This window comes from Actinoplanes sp. NPDC000266 (assembly GCF_042899005.1).
Classification (GTDB): Bacteria; Actinomycetota; Actinomycetes; order Mycobacteriales; family Micromonosporaceae; genus Actinoplanes.
The window spans coordinates 561,454-578,502 of sequence record NZ_JBIAZI010000004.1 but is presented as its reverse complement, the minus strand read 5'-3'; the positions used below and the strand labels follow the sequence as shown (position 1 = coordinate 578,502).

Sequence of the window (17,049 nt, the reverse complement as noted above, 5' to 3'; positions counted from 1 at the left end):
ACGATGAGATCCAGCAGGCACCACCGCGTCGGCGCCACTGCCGGCGCGGCGGTACTCGGCCTCGCCATCGCCCTCGGCGGCGGCCTGGCCACCCCGGCCAGCGCGGCCGACACGGCCACGCTCAGCGCCGTCATCCTGGGCGTGGGCGCCGACGAGACCCAGCGCATCGTCACCTGGTACTCCTCGGCCGACACGGCCCAGCAGGTCCAGCTCGCGCCCACCGCCTCGATCGTCAACGGCGAGTTCCCGCCCGCCTCGGCGACCTTCGCCGCGGTAGGAGCGGCGAACATCGCCACCAGTGGCGGCTACAACCGCCACGCGACGATCACCGGCCTGAAGGAGAACACCCAGTACTCGTACCGGGTGGGCTCCGAGGGCAACTGGTCGCCGGCGTACGCCTTCAAGACGCAGGACTTCGAGGGCGACTACGACTTCCTGTTCTACGGCGACCCGCAGATCGGCTCCTCCGGCAACCTCGCCAAGGACGAGGCCGGCTGGGTGGACACCGTGAACGTGTCGCTGGCCGCCAACCCGAACGCCGAGCTTCTGGTGTCCGGCGGCGACCAGGTCGAGACGGCCAACACGGAGTCGCAGTGGAACTCGTTCCTCGCGCCGCCGCAGCTCAAGTCGTACCCGTGGGCCGCCACCATCGGTAACCACGATGTCGGTGGCAAGGCTTACGAGCAGCACCTGTTCACGCCGAACACGGACCGCTCGGGCGCGTACTACTCCAACGGCCAGCCGACCTCCAACACGTCGGGTGGCGACTACTACTACATCTACAAGGACACGCTGTTCATCGACCTGAACAGCAACTCCTACGCCACCTCGCAGGGTGGCGGCGGCGACGCGGCCCACCTGTCGTACGTCGAGGACGTCATCAAGAAGCACGGTGACGAGGCCAAGTGGAAGGTGCTGGTCTACCACCACGCCATCTACTCGCCGGCGTCGCACGCCAAGGACGGCGACAACAAGATCCGTCGTACGGACTTCCCGACCGCCTTCTCGAAGCTGGGCGTGGACCTGGTCCTCCAGGGTCACGACCACAGCTACTCGCGCAGCTACGAGATCAAGAACGGCGCGAAGGCGAACCCGGACGAGAAGCCGGGCCAGGCCGAGGTCTACCCCGGTCCGGGCGGCGTCATCTACGTGACCGCCAACTCGGCGTCGGGCTCGAAGTACTACGACATCACCAAGCCCGACAGCAGCGGCACCAGCGGCGCCGGCAACGGAGCCGACCCGCTGAACCCGGACAGCTACTGGTACAACTCGGCGCAGAACCAGGAGCACGTGCGCAGCTACGTCAAGGTGGCCGTGCGCAACGACAAGCTCCAGGTCGAGAACATCCGCAGCGGCACCTGCGCCGCTCCGAACGCCTCGGTCGAGCTCGGCTCGTCCTGCACCAACACCGAGAGCGGCCAGCCGGTCGGCTCGATCGTGGACAAGGTGACCATCCACCCGTACAACGGTGACGGTCAGAAGATCCAGGTCGCGGTGCCCACCGCGGCTCCCGGCGAGTTCGGCTGGACGATCGACGGTTACAACGGCCTGGTCGACCTCGGCACGGCCAAGGAGAACACCACCGACGGCTACTTCGCCGCCAGCGGTGAGATCAACCCGATCGTCGTGTCGGACACCCGTCGCACCCTCTCGCCGTGGTCGATCGCGGCCAGCGTGGGCGACTTCAAGGACGCCGACAAGTCGTTCTCGGGCGCCAACCTCGGCTGGACCCCGGGCGTCGTCAACTCGGGCGCCGGCGCCAAGGCCGGTGCGGCCGTGCCTTCGGGCTTCGGCGGCAACGGCGACGGTCTGTCGGTCTCGCGCGGTCTCGCGTCGGCCGAGCAGGGCCACGCCCGCGGTACGGCCAAGGTCAGCGCCGGCCTGGACCTGAAGGTCCCGGGCGACGCGGCCAAGGGCACCTACCGCACCACCCTCACGATCACCGCGCTCAGCAGCTGATCGAGTTTTAGGAGCGGGGCGGCACCTGCGAGTGCCGCCCCGCTTCCTCAGTACGTTCGTCAGTAAGAAGGAAGCACCGATGAAGACCAGACTTGCCCTGCTCGCCGCCGTCTTTCTCGTGAGCGCGACGCCGGCGCCCGCCCTCGCGGACGAAGGCGACGTCACCTGGACCGTGCGGACCGAGTCGAACAGCTTGGGCGCCACCCGGTCCAGCTTCAGCTACGCCGTGAACCCGGGCGCGCAAGCCAAGGACGGTCTGGTCGTCGCGAACCGGGGCAGGACCGCGCTCAAGCTCGGCGTCTACGCTGCCGACGGTTTCACCACCGACACCGGCACGCTCGACCTGCAGGGCGCGGACGCCAAGGGCAAGGGCATCGGGGCCTGGGTGCACGCGGCTCAAAAAGACGTCACGGTCCAGCCGGGCAAGACGGTCACGGTGCCGTTCACCGTCGAGATCCCGTCGAACGCGACGCCGGGCGACTACGTCGGCGGCATCATCACCTCGCTGACCCAGGCCGACGAATCGGCCCAGGTGAACGTCGACCGCCGGCTCGGCGTCAAGATCAAGCTTCGGGTGGGCGGCGATCTGACGCCGGCTTTGAAGATCGAGAACACCCACATCTCGTACGACGGCACGGCGAACCCGTTCGGCAAGGGAACCGCGACCATCGACTACACCATCCACAATGTCGGCAACGCGGTCGAGACGGCGCAGCAGGGCGTGCAGATCACCGGCCCGTTCGGCCTGTTCAAGGCCGAGACCACGAAGATCGCCAACCCGCCCGAGCTGCTGCCCGGCGAAAGCTGGAAGGTCTCGGTCCCGATCTCGGGCGTCACCGCGGCCGTCCTGCTCGACGCCACGGTCACGCTGGTACCGCAGATCACCGACGCCTCCGGCTCGACGTCGTCGCTGGACAAGGTGACCGCCACAGCGCACGGCTGGGCCTGGCCGTGGACGCTGCTGGCCCTGATCGTCGCCGTCATCGCCATCGTGGTCGCCGCCGTGATCCTGACCCGCCGCAACCGCAAGCGCCGACAGGCCCGCGAGGACGCCCGGGTCCGCGACGCCGTGGCCGACGCCCTGCGCGACAAATCCGCCGTTTAGTTCCCCGCCGTGATCACGGCGGGTGTGGTGAGCAGCCACGACGCGGTGGTGCGGGCCTCCTGGGGCATGCGGGCGTCCTCGCGGACGCGGTGCAACAGGCCTCGGTGGCTGTCGGTGCCGATGCCGTAGGTGACGCCGTGTAGGATCTCGCGGCCCAGGCCGTCGGGGCTGCGCTGCCACGCCGCGAGCTGGATGGCCAGGATGCGGCTCCAGGCCGGCTCGGGGAACGCGCCCGCGCAGTGCGGAGTGGCCCAGGCCGCCGCGTAGCGGGCACGGTCGCCGAACTCGCGCTCGGTCAGGATCTGGCCGATCAGCGGGCGGTGCACGTCGGAACCCAGGTTGGTCAGGGTCCGCAGCGCCGCGTCGAGGTCGGTGTCGCGGCGCCCGCGCAGGTCGGTCACGACCCGGTCGAGGATGGCCGCGGCCACCGGCTCGCGCAGCGGGGTGGCCGCGACGAACATCGCGGAGAGCAACCGCTGGTCCGGGTTGTCGCTGTCCAGGCTCTCGCCGACCAGCTCGGCCAGCGTCACCTCGGCCGGCCGGTCGACCGAGGCCTGCGAGCAGGCGCGGGCCGCGATGAGCCGTGCTTTCAACTCCGACGCCGGGGGCAGCAGGCCGGCCGCGGCGGTCAAGGCCGGGCCGGTCGCGGCGGCCTCATCGGTCAGGGCGCGGCCGACCTGGATCGCCAACGGGCGCAGCATGCCGGCCAGGCCGGGGTCGCCCAGCAGGCCGGTCACCGAGCGGCTGATGTCGCCGAGCTCGGAAGGGCTGAAATGCTGCACCCGGATCTTGCGGACGGCAGCAAGTAACGCGCCGTAGAGAGCGCGGTCGTCGCCCGCCGCGGCGATCGTCCGGCGGATGTGGCTGTTCGCGTCGGGGTGTGCCGTCGTGTCCAGCAGGGACAGCGGCTCCACGACCACCGGGTTGCCGGTGTCCTCGGCCAGCCGGATGCAGGCGTCGACCGCGTGCGCCCCGGCGTCCGGGTGGCCGAGCAGGCGGCTCATCGACTCCTGGCGCTGGAGCCACGCGCTGTCCTCGGCCACCGCCAGCTCGGTGAGCAGCCGCTGGGACAGCTCCTGCCAGAGGCGCGGCGGGTGCAGCACCAGGCCGGGCCGGGCCCGGACCAGCTCGGTCAGCTCGTCCCACTCGGGGCCGGTCACCGGCCCGGCGCCGGTCGCCACCTCGAGCAGCGCGTGCAGCCGGCCCGGGTCGCCGTCCTCGGCGCCGGCCGCCGGGGTGCCGGTGGCACGGTCGAGGGCGTCCTTGAGCGTCGTCAGCGAATGCGGGGCCAGGCCGAGCAGGATCTCGTATCGGCGGATGGCGGCCCGGGGCGCGCTGGTCGTGCCGTTCTCCCAGCGGGTGATCTGGGACTCGGCGAGCGGGCGGTCGCCGGCCGGGCGGAACGCGGCGGCGAAGGCCTTGCCGGTGTGCCACCGGTCGTCGCGGGCCAGGCGTCGGTTGACGCGGAGCAGCCAGCCGATCCGCTCGCGAGGGGTGGCTGCCGGCACTCGATCAAACTTACCGGGCGTAACGAGATCAATTCAATCGGCGGAGTTGCACAGTGACCAGGCCGATGCAATTGATCTCCGAACCGGGCCGTCACCTGGGTAGCCTCGCGGCGAGGCACCCTTGGAAAGCTCGCTGGCGGGCGAGCTTCGTGGCCGCACGGTGGCGGCAAACGCCGTGCCGGCCGGAGCGCCGGCGTCCCCCGGGGGGAGGGGCGCCGGCGCTTTTCCTTCATCTGGCCTTCTCCTGTTGATCAAGTCCGCTAGGACTGGACTTCTCAGGAGACCCACAGGATTCACGTTCGTGCACTACTTCGGACGGCGTCTTGTCGCGATCTTTCTGCTCGTTGCCGTGGGAGCGCTCCTGCCCGCGCGGCCGGCGGCGGCCCACCCGTTCGGCGACCCGCAGACCGTCACCGTGGGGCTCGACCCGGCGCAACCCGGCGTCGTCCGGATCCGCTGGAAGGTGGGCGGGCTCGACGACCTCACCCTGCTCGGCGTGGCCCTGGGCGTGCTGCCCGAGGACCGCGTGTTCCTCGACGGTGCCGTGTTCTACCAGGCCTCGGATTCCGGTGCGATCGGCCCGTCGGAGCAGCTGTCGGCGTACCTCCTCAAACAGATCACCGTGACCGGCGCCGATCAAGCGTGCCCCGGCACCGTGCTGGCCCCCAGGGACCTCGCCCGAGACGGCGTGACCGTCGACTACGCCTGTCCGGCGCCGGTCGGCCGGGCCACCGTCGCCGTGCGCACGCTGACCGACCTCAACCCGGCCTATCAGACCCTGGCCACCGGTCCCGGTGGCCAGCACGCGGTCTACCGCGACGGCGAGGCCACCCACGACTGGGTCCTCGGCGACGTCGCGGAGGACCCCTCGAAGCTCGGGCGCAGCGCCGCCGTGCAGATCGGCGGTGTCGCCCTCGGGGTGCTCCTCGTCGTGATCGTGCTGGTCGTGGTGCTGCGCCGGCGAGGCACCACCCACCCCACATAAGGAGACACCCTCCATGAACCGCAGGGCCCTGTGGCCTGTGCTCATGGTCGCCGTCACCGCCGCCGTCGTCGCTCCCGCGACCGCGGGGGCGCAGACGTCGGCCGTGGGCAGTCCGCCGACGCTCAACGTGAGCGACGGCCGGACGCTCGACGGCACCACCCGCGTCACCGCCGACCCGACCACCGAGGGCGACGCCGTCGTCGCGCTCACCGTCGACGGCACGGCGCTGCGCGCCGACAAGACCGCCGGCACCGCCCACCTCAGCTTCGACATGGGCGGCAACGGCACCGAGGCCCGCTACCACAACTACCTGGTCGTCAACGACCACACGGCGGAGGCCGACCGCCTCTACCTGCCGGACATCGCCGGCGGCGTGCGCGGCACCGTCGACATCCCCGGTGAGTGGCTGCACACCGGGGTCAACACGGTCACCGTCAACGCGGGCGCCAACTGGGTCGACACCACCAGCGCCACGGCCACGGGCGTCGAGACCCTGCCGTTCGGCGAAGGGCTGCGCTGCCCGAACTACGACGACTTCGCGATCAGCAGCATCGGCCTCGGCCTGCTCGGCGTCGTCGCCGACAGCGAGCAGAACGCGTTCAGCTACAGCTTCGGCGACGGCACCTGCGGCACCTCGAAGAAGCTGCTCACGCAGCCGCTGACCTTCGTCGTCTCCGGTGAGCCGGGCAGCACGGCCGGCCTCGGCGCCGACCTGGACACCACGAAGCTGAGCAACGGCGCCCACACGATCGCGGCCGCCACCGCGACCGGCGCCACCGCGAGCGCCACGGTCGAGGTCAACAACGACCCGGCCGGCGCCGCGAAGATCACCCCGGCCGACGGCGTGCTGGTCCGCGGCGAGCAGCGCGTCATCGCGGCCCCGGCCACCGGCGCCGCCGAGGCGGTGTCGCAGCTCGCGGTCGACGGCAAGGCGGCCGAGGACGACGAGACCCTCGCCGGCAGCTCGGCCACGCTGGCCCTGACCGTCGAGGCCGGCAACTCGGTCGAGGCCAAGTACCACAACCACCTGCTGGTCAACGGCCACCGCGTCGACCTGGGCGGCGACTACGGTGTCGGCGGGGCCGAGACGGTCAGCCTGCCGTTCCCGGCCCGCTTCCTGCACACCGGCGACAACGTCGTCGAGCTGCGCACCGGCACGTACAACGGCACGTCGGGCGGCGTGACCTGCGCCAACCACGACGACTTCAAGGTCACCCGCAGCTCGGCCCAGCTGTCGCTGAGCACCGAGGGCACGGTCACGGCCGGGACCACGTACGTCGTCACGGCCGGGACGAAGGCGGCCACCACCGCCGAGTCGATCGCGCTGGGTGACGGCACGTGCGGGGCCAACAAGGACCTCGAACTGCACTTCGACATCGCGGGCGCGCCCACGAGCCGTACCGTCGGAACTCTCGGCAGTGGCGGCGACGCCCACCTGAAGGTCTTCGTCGGCGGCAACGGCTCCGACGGCGGCTACGACAACAAGGTGCTGATCAACGGCATCCCGCTCGACATGGGCATCTGGGAGAAGGAGACGGCCGACCTCACGTTCCCGAACGAGTGGCTGGTGCCGGGCCTCAACAGTGTCGAGTTCGTGGCCGGCAACGACCACGGCAGCACCTGCGCCAACTACGACGACTTCACGCTGCGGGACTTCGCGCTGACCCCGGCCGCCGGTAGGGCGACCCAGGTGACGCGCGTGATCGCGGGGACCACGGTCACGGTCGGCTCCGCCAGCTACCCGGCCGGATCGCCGGTCACCGTCTACGTCGGTGACGGCACCTGCGGCAGCAGCCACAACGCCACGCTCGACGCCACGATCATGTTCTACGTGACCGCGGCCGACGGCACAGCGCTGCCGGCGCTGGGCAAGCGGGCCGACATCGACACCGCCACCCTGGCCGACGGCAAGCACACGATCACGGCCGTGGCCGGCGACAAGACCTCGACCCGCCGGATCACCGTCGACAACACCGCCCCCGAGATCGCGGGCAGCACCCCGGCCGAAGGGCAGCGGCTCACCTCGACCGTGGCGCTGACGGTCGACGTCAAGGACGCCTCGGGTGTCGCCGGCACGCCGGTGATCACCCTGGACGGCAAGGCCGTCAAGGAAGGCGACGAGATCGGGCACGGCCTGCCGGCCGGCGAGCACACGATCGCGGTCACCGCGGCCGACACGCTGGGCAACACGGCCACCCGGGAGATCCACTTCACCAGCGCCTACATCCCGTCGGTGCCCACCTCGTTGGCGTCGTCGGTCACCGGCGACTCGGCCACCCTCTCGGCCGAGCTCGACGGCCCGGCCACGGCCACCTTCACCGCGGCCGACGTGGTGCTGCCGACCGGCGGCTACCAGGGTCTCGCCGAGGCCGTGCCGACCACCTTGGACGTGCGGCACGACGCGACCGTCGACGTGAGCTCGCTCCGGCCGCTCGACGGGAGGACGGTCGACACCGCGTCCGGCCGGGACGTGGTGTTCCAGCGGTACGACCTGAACGTGGGCACCCCGGCCCAGGAACCGACGCTGCGCTGGGAGGGCACCATTGACCCGGCCCGGGTCGCCGCCCTGCGGGTGTGGGACGCGGCCGCCGGCAAGTGGGTCGTGCTCACCAGCTCGCGTGGCCAGTCCGGTAAGGCCACGGTGCTCACGGCGGCGCTGCCCGCCGGTTACCGCGCCGGCGGCACCGCGCACGTGCTGGTCACCGGCGAGGACCCCTTCGCCGACGACCTGTCCCCGCGCGACTCCACGGCGCAGAACGACAAGGACCGGTTCGAGGACCCTTCGTCGTACGACTTCTCGCTCGCCCACTTCACCGACACGCAGTACATCACCGAGGGCGCGGCCGGCGGCACGTACAACGACTGGGACGGCGTCGACGAGGCGTCCGACGTCGAGACGGCCGAGGAGCAGGCGATCTGGCAGAACGCCTACCGGGCCGAGACCCAGTGGATCGCCGACAACGCCGCCCAGCGCAAGATCGCGTACACCGCGCACACCGGTGACGTGATCGAGAACGACTACTACGACCCGCTGGCCCGTAAGGCCGACGGCTCGCTGCTGCGGCCCGGCCTCAACGAGCAGGTCGACAAGGAGCTCGCGGTCTCCTCGGGCAACCAGAAGGTGCTCGACGACAACGGCGTGGTCAACCAGGTCATCGCCGGCAACCACGACAACCAGCTGGGCGCCGAGACCGGTCCTGACTCGCGGTTCAGCAAGACGTTCAGCGCCGACCGCTACTACAAGGTCGCGAAGTCGTGGCCGGCCGGCGCCGAATACCACTCCTGGGACGAGGCCGGCAGCACGCCGGGCAGGGACAACCAGAACAACTACGTGCTGTTCAGCGCGGGCGGGCTCGACTTCGTCGCGGTCGGTCTGTCGTACGGCGTCACGCGCGACGAGGCGCAGTGGGCCGACATGATCTTCAAGAAGTACAAGGACCGCAACGGCATCCTGCTCTCGCACGACTATCTGAAGCCGTCGTCGAACGCCGACGGCCGCGGAGCGGCGTTCTCCGAGCCGGACGGGTCGGCCCTCTACAAGCAGGTGGTGGAGAACAACCCGAACGTCTTCCTCGTGCTCGCCGGGCACGAGCACGGCGTCGGCACCAACCTGAAGTCGAACATCGGCGTCACCAAGACCCACGACGTGGTCGAGCTGCTGGCCGACTACCAGTTCTACACGGTGGCCAGCTCGGAGCTGTGGCCCGACAAGGTCGACGCCAACGGCAACATCGACGTCAACGGCGACGGCAAGATCGACCACAAGGCCACCGACCGGCTGCAGTTCGGGGCGAGCTTCCTGCGCCTGCTTCAGTTCGACGTGAAGCGGGCCGAGCTCCACATCGACACGTACTCGCCGTTCCTGAAGAACTTCGGGGCGACCGAGTACGACATCCGCCAGGACGGCAGCCAGACCAAGCCCCGTTACAACGGCGCCGAGGACAACCTCACCCTGCCGGTCGACCTGACCAGCCGGAAGACGTCGTTCAGCACGGACTCGCTGGCCGCGTACGTGCCCGGCGGGGTCATCGGCAACGCGGCGCTGACCGAGGCGGGCACGGCCACGGTGACGTGGCCGAAGCTGCAGCCGGTGACGTCGTACGCCTGGGTCGTCACGGCTCGTAGCGCGGACGGCGGCGTCGCGGTCGCCCAGCCCGCGGTGTTCCGTACGGCCAAGGCGAAGCCCACGATCAGCGTGACCACCACGCCGGTCGACTGGGGCACGGCGGCGTCGGTGACCGTGAAGGTCGCCTCCGGCACGGACACGGGCACGGTCACGGTGAGCGAGGGCGCCAAGGTGCTCGGCTCGTCGGCGCTTTCCGGTGGTACGGCGGTGATCGCCCTGCCCAAGGGCCTGGCCGGCGGAAACCACGAGCTGACCGTGTCGTACTCGGCCAGCGACACGCTCGAACCCGGCACGGTGACCGCGACGCAGGTGGTCAAGCTGCCGGCGGCGTGGACCGCGACGACGGCCTACCAGGCCGGCAACCGGGTGACGTACCAGGGAAAGGTCTTCCAGGCGTCCTACTACGCTCGCGGAGCGGCGCCGGGTGACCCGAACGGAGCGTGGCAGGAACTGGCCATGAACGAGGCCGGTGACGCTCTGTGGACGGCGTCGCGGATCTTCCAGGCGGGTGACGTGGCGCTGTACGACGGCAAGACGTTCAAGGCCCGCTACTACACCCGCAACCAGAAGCCGGGCGACCCGAACGGCCCCTGGGCCGAGATCGCCCCGCCGAAGCCGGACAACAGCCCGGCCGACTGGACCCCGACGACCGTCTACGTCGGCGGCGATCGGGCGACGTACAAAGAGCACGTGTACGAGGCGAAGTGGTGGAACCGTAACCAGGCACCGGGCGTCGCGTCCGGCCCCTGGAAGCTGATCAAGTAGTTCCCGTTGAAGGGGCCCGCACACATGTGCGGGCCCCTTCTTCTATGGCCGGAAAGCGGCGGCGTGCTCGCGGGCGAAGGCGCCGATGTCGCGGGCCGGGCGGCCGGTGAGCGCCTCGACGTGACCCGTGGCGTGCTCGAAGCCGCCGGCCCGGATGACGCCGAAGACCCCGGCCAGGTGGGCGGCGAGCCAGTCCGGAAGCCCGGCGTCCTCGAAGCGTGGCCGGGCCTGCTCCCCCGTTAGGTCGAGCGAGCGGACCGGACGGCCGGTCGCCTCCGCGATGGCCGCCGCCACCTCGGCGAACGTGATCGGGGCGGGGCCCGTGAGGTCGTACGCCTGACCCTCGTGCCCTTCATTGAGAACGGCGACGGCGGCGCAGGCGGCGACGTCGCGGACGTCGATCATCGCGACCCGCCGGCCGGCGGTGGGCGCGGGCACCACGCCGCCGTGCGCGACACCCTCGGCGACCATCAGCAGATTGGCCATGAAGAAGGCCGGCCGCAGCAGCACGGCGGGCGCGCCGGACTTGCGCAGGTGATTTTCGATCTCGCCGTGCCAGCGGTAGACGGGCAGGGCGGAGGCGGGATCGGCGTGCATCGCCGAGAGCTTCACGATCCGCTCGACGCCGGCCGCGGCCGCGGCGTCGATCACCGCGGTCTCGCGGGCGACCTTCTCGGGACCGTCGGCCGCGCAGACGTAGACGCGATCCACCTGGGACATGTCTTCGAGGGCGGTGTGAACCTCGGCTCCACGCTCGCGCAATTCACGGACGAGGTGGACGCCGACTCTTCCGGTCGAGCCGGTGACGAGGACGCGGGTCATGGGATTACCTCCGGTGGAATGTTGTGGCCGATGTGGAAGAAGTTGCCGGGATCCCACAGCCGCTTGAGGCGGGCCAGGCGGGCGTAGTTGGCCGGGGTGAAGGCGGAACGGGTCCGCGACGGATCGGTGAGCAGGGTGAGGAACGAGCCGCCGGTGGCGTGCGGTCGCAGCCGCGCGAACAGGCGGTCGAGGGCCCCGGCGCCGGCGGGATCGGGTGCGACGGCCATGACGGAGTACGGCACGTCGCGGTGGCCGGCCGGGCCGGCGTCCGGTCCGGGCCGGGCCATCGCGCCGCCCCAGTGCCGCAGCTCGACGAATCCGAGTGAGGAGTCCGGGGCGGCGATCGTCTCCAGCAGGTCGCCGGGCAGGGTGCGGAAGAATTCGATCTCCTGGCGGATCGCCATGGGCGGCGCGTCCGGGCCGTTGGTGGCCTCGCTGGCGTCGGGGAACGAGCGCATGCCGTACGCGTCGTGCAGCGGCGGGCCGGCCGCCTCGAGCAGCGGGGCGAGCACCCGGCGGCCGTCGTCTCCGACATGGAAAGCCCTGATCGCCAGGAGGCGGCGTCCACTCGACGGCTCGCGGAGCAGCAGGACGGCCGTGTTCATGGCCTCGGGCTCGGTGGGGGCCCACTCCCGATAGGCGGCGAGCGCCCGCGGCGCGCGGTCGGCCGGATAGAAGGACATGCCGGAGAACACGCGCCGCACGGGATAGAGGCGGAACTCCAGCGACGTGACGACGCCGAAGTTGCCGCCGCCGCCGCGCAGCGCCCAGAACAGATCAGGGTGCTGATCGGCCGACACGGTCAGGGCGGTCCCGTCGGCGGTGACGACGTCCGCGGAGACGACGCTGTCGGCGGCGAAGCCGAACGTCCGTGACAGCCACGACTGGCCGCCGCCGAGCGTGTAGCCGGTGACCCCGACGGTGCCGCAGCGGCCGGCCAGCCCGGCCAGACCGAAGCGGGCGGCGGCCCGGTTGACGCCGGCCCACAGCGCGCCCGGCCCGACGCGGGCGACCCGCCGCGCCGGGTCGATCGCGACGCTGTCGAGCGCGGTCGTCTTCAGCAGCAGCCCACCGTCGGCGGGGGCGAGGGTGCCGTGGCCGGTGGCCTGCACGGCGAACGGCAGAGCGCGCTCCCGGGCGGTCAGCACCGCCTTGCGGACGTCGTCCGGGCGGGCGGCGGCCACGATGAGGGCCGGCCGCGACTCGAAGGCCCGCTGCCAGCCGGCCCGGTGCGCGTCGTAGCCGGCGTCGCCCGGCCGGAACACCGGGCCGCTTTCGATGAAGGTGGTCATGCGGCCGAAGCTATGCAGGGGGCGGCCCGGGACGGATGCTGTGGGGATGTGGTCCGGATGTGTCGTGCGGGTGCTCGGCACGGCCGGTGTGCGTTCGGCGCCCCGGCTGGAACGCAAGGCGCGCGAACTGCTGACCATCCTGACCGTCCACGCGCCGTCGGCGGTGACCCTCGGCGAGCTCGCCCGGCTGCTCTGGGACGATCCGCCGCCCTCGGCCGTGAAGACGCTGCGCGCCCACCTCTCCCGCATCCGCACCGCCCTGGCCGGCCACGGTGTCGATCGGATCGGGCGTGACGGCTACCGTCTGGCCGTTCCGCCCGAGCACACCGACGTCGGCCTGGTCGCGGCCGCCCGGGCCCGGGCCCGCCGTCTGCTGGCCGACGGACGCCCGGACAGCGCGGCCGCCGTGCTGGCCGAGGCGCGCGAGCTGTGGCGCGGCGATCCCGAGCTGCCGGACACGGTCGCGGCGGCGGCCCTGCGGCAGGGCTGGCGGCAGGAGCGGCGCCTGCTCGTCCAGGAACATCTCGGCTGCCTTGCGGCCGGCGCCGACCCGGGCTCGGCCCTGGGCGAGCTGGAGCGGCTGACCGCCGCCGACCCGCTCGACGAGCCATTGTGGACGCTGTACGTGCGCGCCCTGAACCGGGCCGGACGGCCCACCGAGGCGCTGCGGGCGGCCGCCACCGCCCGCGCCGCGCTGGTGGAGGTCGGCCTTGACCCGCCGGCCGCGTTGAGCGCCGCCCAGACCGAGGTGCTGCGGCCCGAAGTGCTGCGGCCGGCCACGACCGCCTCGGTCCGCTACGCCACCGACGGAACCGGCTCGACCGCGTACACCCGGCTGTCGGACCGCGGTCACGACCTGGTCGTGCTCAACCCGGCGATGCTCACCATCGACGGCCTGCTCGACGGGGCGTACGCCCGCAGCGCCCTGACCGCGCTCGCCGAGCACGCCGCCGTGCTCTGCCTGGACCGGCGCGGCATCGGCCTCTCCGATCCGCTCGACCCGGCGCGGCCGCCGCTGGAGCAGTGGGCCGGCGACGTACGCCGGGTCCTCGACGACGCCGCGATCGGCCGGGCCGACCTGTTCGCCAACTTCGACACCGGCCTGGTCGCGCTGGAGTTCGCCGCCCGCCATCCCGACCGCGTACGCCGCCTGGTCCTGGCCCAGTGCTTCCCGCGCTACACGAGGAGCGACGACTATCCGTACGGCCTGGACCGCCGCACCACCGAGACCCTGATCCGCGACACCGTCTCACCCGGCAGGGGCATGGACTCGGTCGCGCAGGCCGCACCGAGCGTCGCCGCCGACGAGGCCTTCCGGCAGTGGTGGAACGGCCTGGGCCGCCGGGCCGCCGCCCCCGCGGTGGCGGCCGCGGTCCGGGCCGTGGCCACCGGCGCCGACCTGCGCCACCGCCTGCCCGAGGTGACCGCGCCGGCCCTGATCCTGCACCGCCGCAACTGCCTGAACGTCGACATCGGCCACGCCCGCTACCTGGCCGCCCACCTGCCGTCGGCCCACCTGCGGACGGCCGCCGGCACCGACGCCCTGTGGTTCACGGATTCGCCGGAGCTGAGGCAGTACGCCACCGGTTTCCTCACCGCCCGATAACAGCCGCGGTTCCGTCGGCGCGTGGATCGCTGCCCGCGTCCAGCACGTCCCCACGCAGCCGGGCCACCTGAACGTGGCCCGCGTCGTCATGAAGCCCACCGGTGGTCTCGACGGCGTACCCCTCGCCCGCGGTCTCCGGCAGTCCGGGCTCGAGCAGCAGGGTGGGCACGTCCCGGCCGATCTCCGCCGCCCCGATGACCCAGCGCGGCCGTCCCACGAGCGCGTCCAGATCACCGGCGCTCAGCACGCCGGCCGCCACCTGAGCCAGGATCCACGGCTGCGCCCGCCCACCCTGGCATCCCAGCGCCACGACGCCGTCCGGCGTGACCCCGACCGTCGGGCACAGGGTGTGCGGCGGCCGAACTCCCGGCGCTATCCGGGCCGGATGCGCGGGGTCGAGGCTGAACGACGAGCCCCGGTTGTGCAGCACGACGCCGGTGGCGGGATCGAGCAGTCCCGCCCCGAAACTGAAGAAGACACTCTGGATCAGCGTGACCGCGTTGCCGTCGGAGTCGACGGCGGCGACGGCGACGGTGTCACCGGTCGGCTTCAGCTCCGTGCGGGGATCGCCGAGTTGCGCGTCCCGTACGGCCCGCGCCCGCCAGGCGTCGTCGACCAGCGCCGCCGAGCCGACGACGCTGAGGAAGGTCGCTCCCTGCGCCGGCGGCGGCGCCGCGAACCAGGTGACCCCGGGCCGGGCGGCCCGCAAGGGCTCGAGCACTTCGGCGCGGTGGGCGGCGAAGTCGGCCGCGTCGAGCGGGCTGCCCATCATCCGCAGCCCGTCGACCAGCGGCGGCCGGTCGTAGAAGGAGCGCCAGTCCGCGGCGATGGCGGTCAAGGTCCGGGCCAGAGCCGGTTGTACGAGCTGATCGCGCACCCCATCGCGATCCAGCATCAGGGAGGACAGGCCAGGATCGGCCCGAACGGCGCCCATCCCGGCCAGGGCGGCCCGCCGCAACCCAGGACTGACGGCCACACCGTCCGCGGCGAGACCGATCGCCGGCGCCAGAAGCTCGCCCAAAGGCCGGGTGGCCCCCGCCGCGGCGACCGCGGCCCACCCGGCGACGACACCCGGCACGGTGACGGTCAGCGGCCCGGAAACCGGCATCCGGTCACCGGCCGCGCGAAGACCGTCCACATCGACCGCCTGGGCGGCCGCGCCGATGGAGAGCACGGCCCGCGGCTCCCGCCCGGCCGCCCGGACGATCGCGACGAGGTCACCCCCGGCCGAGCACTGATGAGGATAGGCAACAGCAAGCGCCGCCGCCGCGGCCAGAGCAGCGTCGAAGGCGTTGCCACCCACCGCCCGGGCCGCCTCGACCGCGGCGGAATGAGGTGCGGCAACCGCGATCCCAGGAGCGCTCATGTCCTGCCTTCCCTAGCCCGTGCTGCGTAATGTAGCCGGATCCGCGGGTGCTTCAGGAGATGCTGGAGAAGAACGCCCGTACGTCGTCGATGAAGAGTTTCGGCTCCTCGGCCGAGAGGAAGTTGCCGCCGGCCGGAAGCTCGGTCCAGTGGACGACCGGGGCGTCACGGTCGGCGAAGCGGCGAACCGTGATGTCGGTGACCCCGAGCGCGACACCCAGCGGGAAGGTGGACCGGGGCTTCGGGCTCCAGGCCTCCGGGTCGTGCGCGGCCTCCCAGTAGAGGTTGGCCGACGACCCGGCGGTGCCGGTGAACCAGTAGAGGCTGACGTTGGTGAGCAGCAGATCGATGCCGACGGAGTCCTCGGGCAGCTCGGCCGCCGGGTCGGTCCACTCCTTGAACTTCTCGGCGATCCAGGCGAGCTGGCCGGCGGGGGAGTCGTGCAGTCCGTACGCGAGGGTCTGCGGCCTTGTCGACTGAATGACGTTGAAGCCCATCTTGTCGTCGCGGAACTCCTGGAGCCGCTGGAGCCGCCCTTGCTCGGCCTCGGTGAGACCCTCGAAATCGGCCGGGTCGCCGGAGGGGAACGTGATGTGCCCGTTGACGTGGGCCCCGATGACCCGCTCGGGCGCCTGCCGCCCCATCTCGACGGCGATGGCGCCGCCACCGCCGGTGCCCTGAACCCCGTACCGCTCGTATCCCAGCCGCCGCATGACCTCGTGGAAAGCCCCAGCGATCTTCGGGGTGTTCCACCCGGCGGAGGTGAACGGCCCGGAGAAGCCGACCCCGGGCGTGCTCATGAGCACGAGGTGGAAGTCCTGCCGGAGCGCCTCGACCACGGGAAGGTAGAGAGCGAACGAGCCCGGCCAGTCATGGGCGAAGATCAGCGCAGTGGCATCCGGGTTGTCGGACCGAACGTGCGCGAAGTGCAGCGTCTGCCCCTCCACCTCGGTCAGGAACTGCGGAAGCTCGTTGAGGCGCGCTTCGGCGGCCCGCCAGTCGAACTGCCCACCCCAGTGCTCAGCGAGCCCGCGCAGGTAGTCGGCGGGCACCCCGCGCACCCACCCTTGCCCCGGAACCTCAGGCGACCACCGGGTACGAGCAAGTCGCTCACGAAGGTCAGCAACATCAGCGTCAGAGATGTCGATGCGGAAGGGCCGAATCTCACTCATTGCCAGTCTCCTCAGACAGCGGAACGGAATGTTCCGTTCCGTCTTCGACTGTACTCCCTTCACTACCGGAACGGAACACTCCGTTCCGCAAAGTTTTCTCGACGGCGCGACGTCAGCGGCGGGTCGGCCCCGCCGAAAACGGCAAGTCCGCTTGGCGTTTTGTCAGGCTGGCCGTCCGCCGCTTCGCGGGTGGCGGCCTGTGCGGTGGCGGCCTGTGCGGTGGCGGCCTGTGCGGTGGCGGCCTGTGCGGTGGCGGCCTGTGCGGTGGCGGCCTGTGCGGTGGCGGGTCGTGTAGTGGCGTCTGTGTGGTGGCGGTCGCGCGGCGGCGGCCTGTGTGGTGGCGG

General features: G+C 71.8%; 11 protein-coding genes. 5 read left to right on the top strand and 6 right to left on the bottom strand.

Annotated features, from left to right (window positions below; translation table 11 throughout):
- The first annotated feature begins 3 nt into the window (after window positions 1–3).
- Together ACFY36_RS19165 and ACFY36_RS19160 are read left to right on the top strand one after the other, a co-directional pair.
- Window positions 4–1,959, top strand: coding sequence for a fibronectin type III domain-containing protein (locus ACFY36_RS19165; RefSeq protein ID WP_499747311.1), 1,956 nt, complete (start codon window positions 4–6; stop codon window positions 1,957–1,959).
- A 79-nt stretch (window positions 1,960–2,038) separates the two neighbouring features.
- Window positions 2,039–3,064 carry a WxL protein peptidoglycan domain-containing protein gene (locus tag ACFY36_RS19160; RefSeq protein ID WP_499747310.1) on the top strand — a complete coding sequence of 342 codons (1,026 nt, stop codon included), beginning with the start codon at window positions 2,039–2,041 and terminating at the stop codon, window positions 3,062–3,064.
- On the opposite strand, the gene ACFY36_RS19155 is transcribed toward ACFY36_RS19160, so the two are convergent.
- On the bottom strand, window positions 3,061–4,572 hold the full coding sequence (locus tag ACFY36_RS19155; RefSeq protein WP_499747309.1) for a hypothetical protein: 1,512 nt from the start codon (window positions 4,570–4,572) through the stop codon (window positions 3,061–3,063). The two genes, ACFY36_RS19160 and ACFY36_RS19155, sit on opposite strands and share 4 nt — an antisense overlap.
- A 301-nt stretch (window positions 4,573–4,873) precedes the next feature.
- Between ACFY36_RS19155 and ACFY36_RS19150 the strand changes: the two genes are divergently transcribed.
- Both ACFY36_RS19150 and ACFY36_RS19145 read left to right on the top strand, forming a co-directional pair.
- Complete coding sequence (locus ACFY36_RS19150; RefSeq protein ID WP_499747308.1) at window positions 4,874–5,557, top strand: hypothetical protein; 684 nt, start codon at window positions 4,874–4,876, stop codon at window positions 5,555–5,557.
- 13 nt (window positions 5,558–5,570) lie between these two features.
- Window positions 5,571–10,448 (top strand): carbohydrate-binding protein, encoded by a 4,878-nt coding sequence (locus ACFY36_RS19145; protein WP_499747307.1) that lies wholly within the window; start codon window positions 5,571–5,573, stop codon window positions 10,446–10,448.
- Window positions 10,449–10,490: 42 nt separating this feature from the next.
- On the opposite strand, the gene ACFY36_RS19140 is transcribed toward ACFY36_RS19145, so the two are convergent.
- Window positions 10,491–11,270 carry an NmrA family NAD(P)-binding protein gene (locus tag ACFY36_RS19140; RefSeq protein ID WP_499747306.1) on the bottom strand — a complete coding sequence of 260 codons (780 nt, stop codon included), beginning with the start codon at window positions 11,268–11,270 and terminating at the stop codon, window positions 10,491–10,493.
- On the bottom strand, window positions 11,267–12,562 hold the full coding sequence (locus ACFY36_RS19135) for an FAD-binding oxidoreductase (RefSeq protein ID WP_499747305.1): 1,296 nt from the start codon (window positions 12,560–12,562) through the stop codon (window positions 11,267–11,269). Before ACFY36_RS19135 ends, ACFY36_RS19140 begins: the two co-directional genes overlap by 4 nt.
- A 46-nt stretch (window positions 12,563–12,608) precedes the next feature.
- Between ACFY36_RS19135 and ACFY36_RS19130 the strand changes: the two genes are divergently transcribed.
- Entirely contained in the window at window positions 12,609–14,168 is a 1,560-nt protein-coding gene (locus tag ACFY36_RS19130; RefSeq protein WP_499747304.1) for a bifunctional AfsR/SARP family transcriptional regulator/alpha/beta hydrolase, read from the top strand.
- Here the strand turns inward: ACFY36_RS19130 and ACFY36_RS19125 are convergent.
- The 3 genes from ACFY36_RS19125 to ACFY36_RS19115 form a co-directional block, all read right to left on the bottom strand.
- Entirely contained in the window at window positions 14,155–15,534 is a 1,380-nt protein-coding gene (locus tag ACFY36_RS19125; RefSeq protein ID WP_499747303.1) for a gamma-glutamyltransferase, read from the bottom strand. The two genes, ACFY36_RS19130 and ACFY36_RS19125, sit on opposite strands and share 14 nt — an antisense overlap.
- 52 nt (window positions 15,535–15,586) lie before the next feature.
- Window positions 15,587–16,705 (bottom strand): epoxide hydrolase family protein, encoded by a 1,119-nt coding sequence (locus tag ACFY36_RS19120; protein WP_499747302.1) that lies wholly within the window; start codon window positions 16,703–16,705, stop codon window positions 15,587–15,589.
- 62 nt (window positions 16,706–16,767) lie between these two features.
- Window positions 16,768–17,049: hypothetical protein (locus ACFY36_RS19115; protein WP_499747301.1), on the bottom strand; the 282-nt coding region annotated here is incomplete at its 5' end.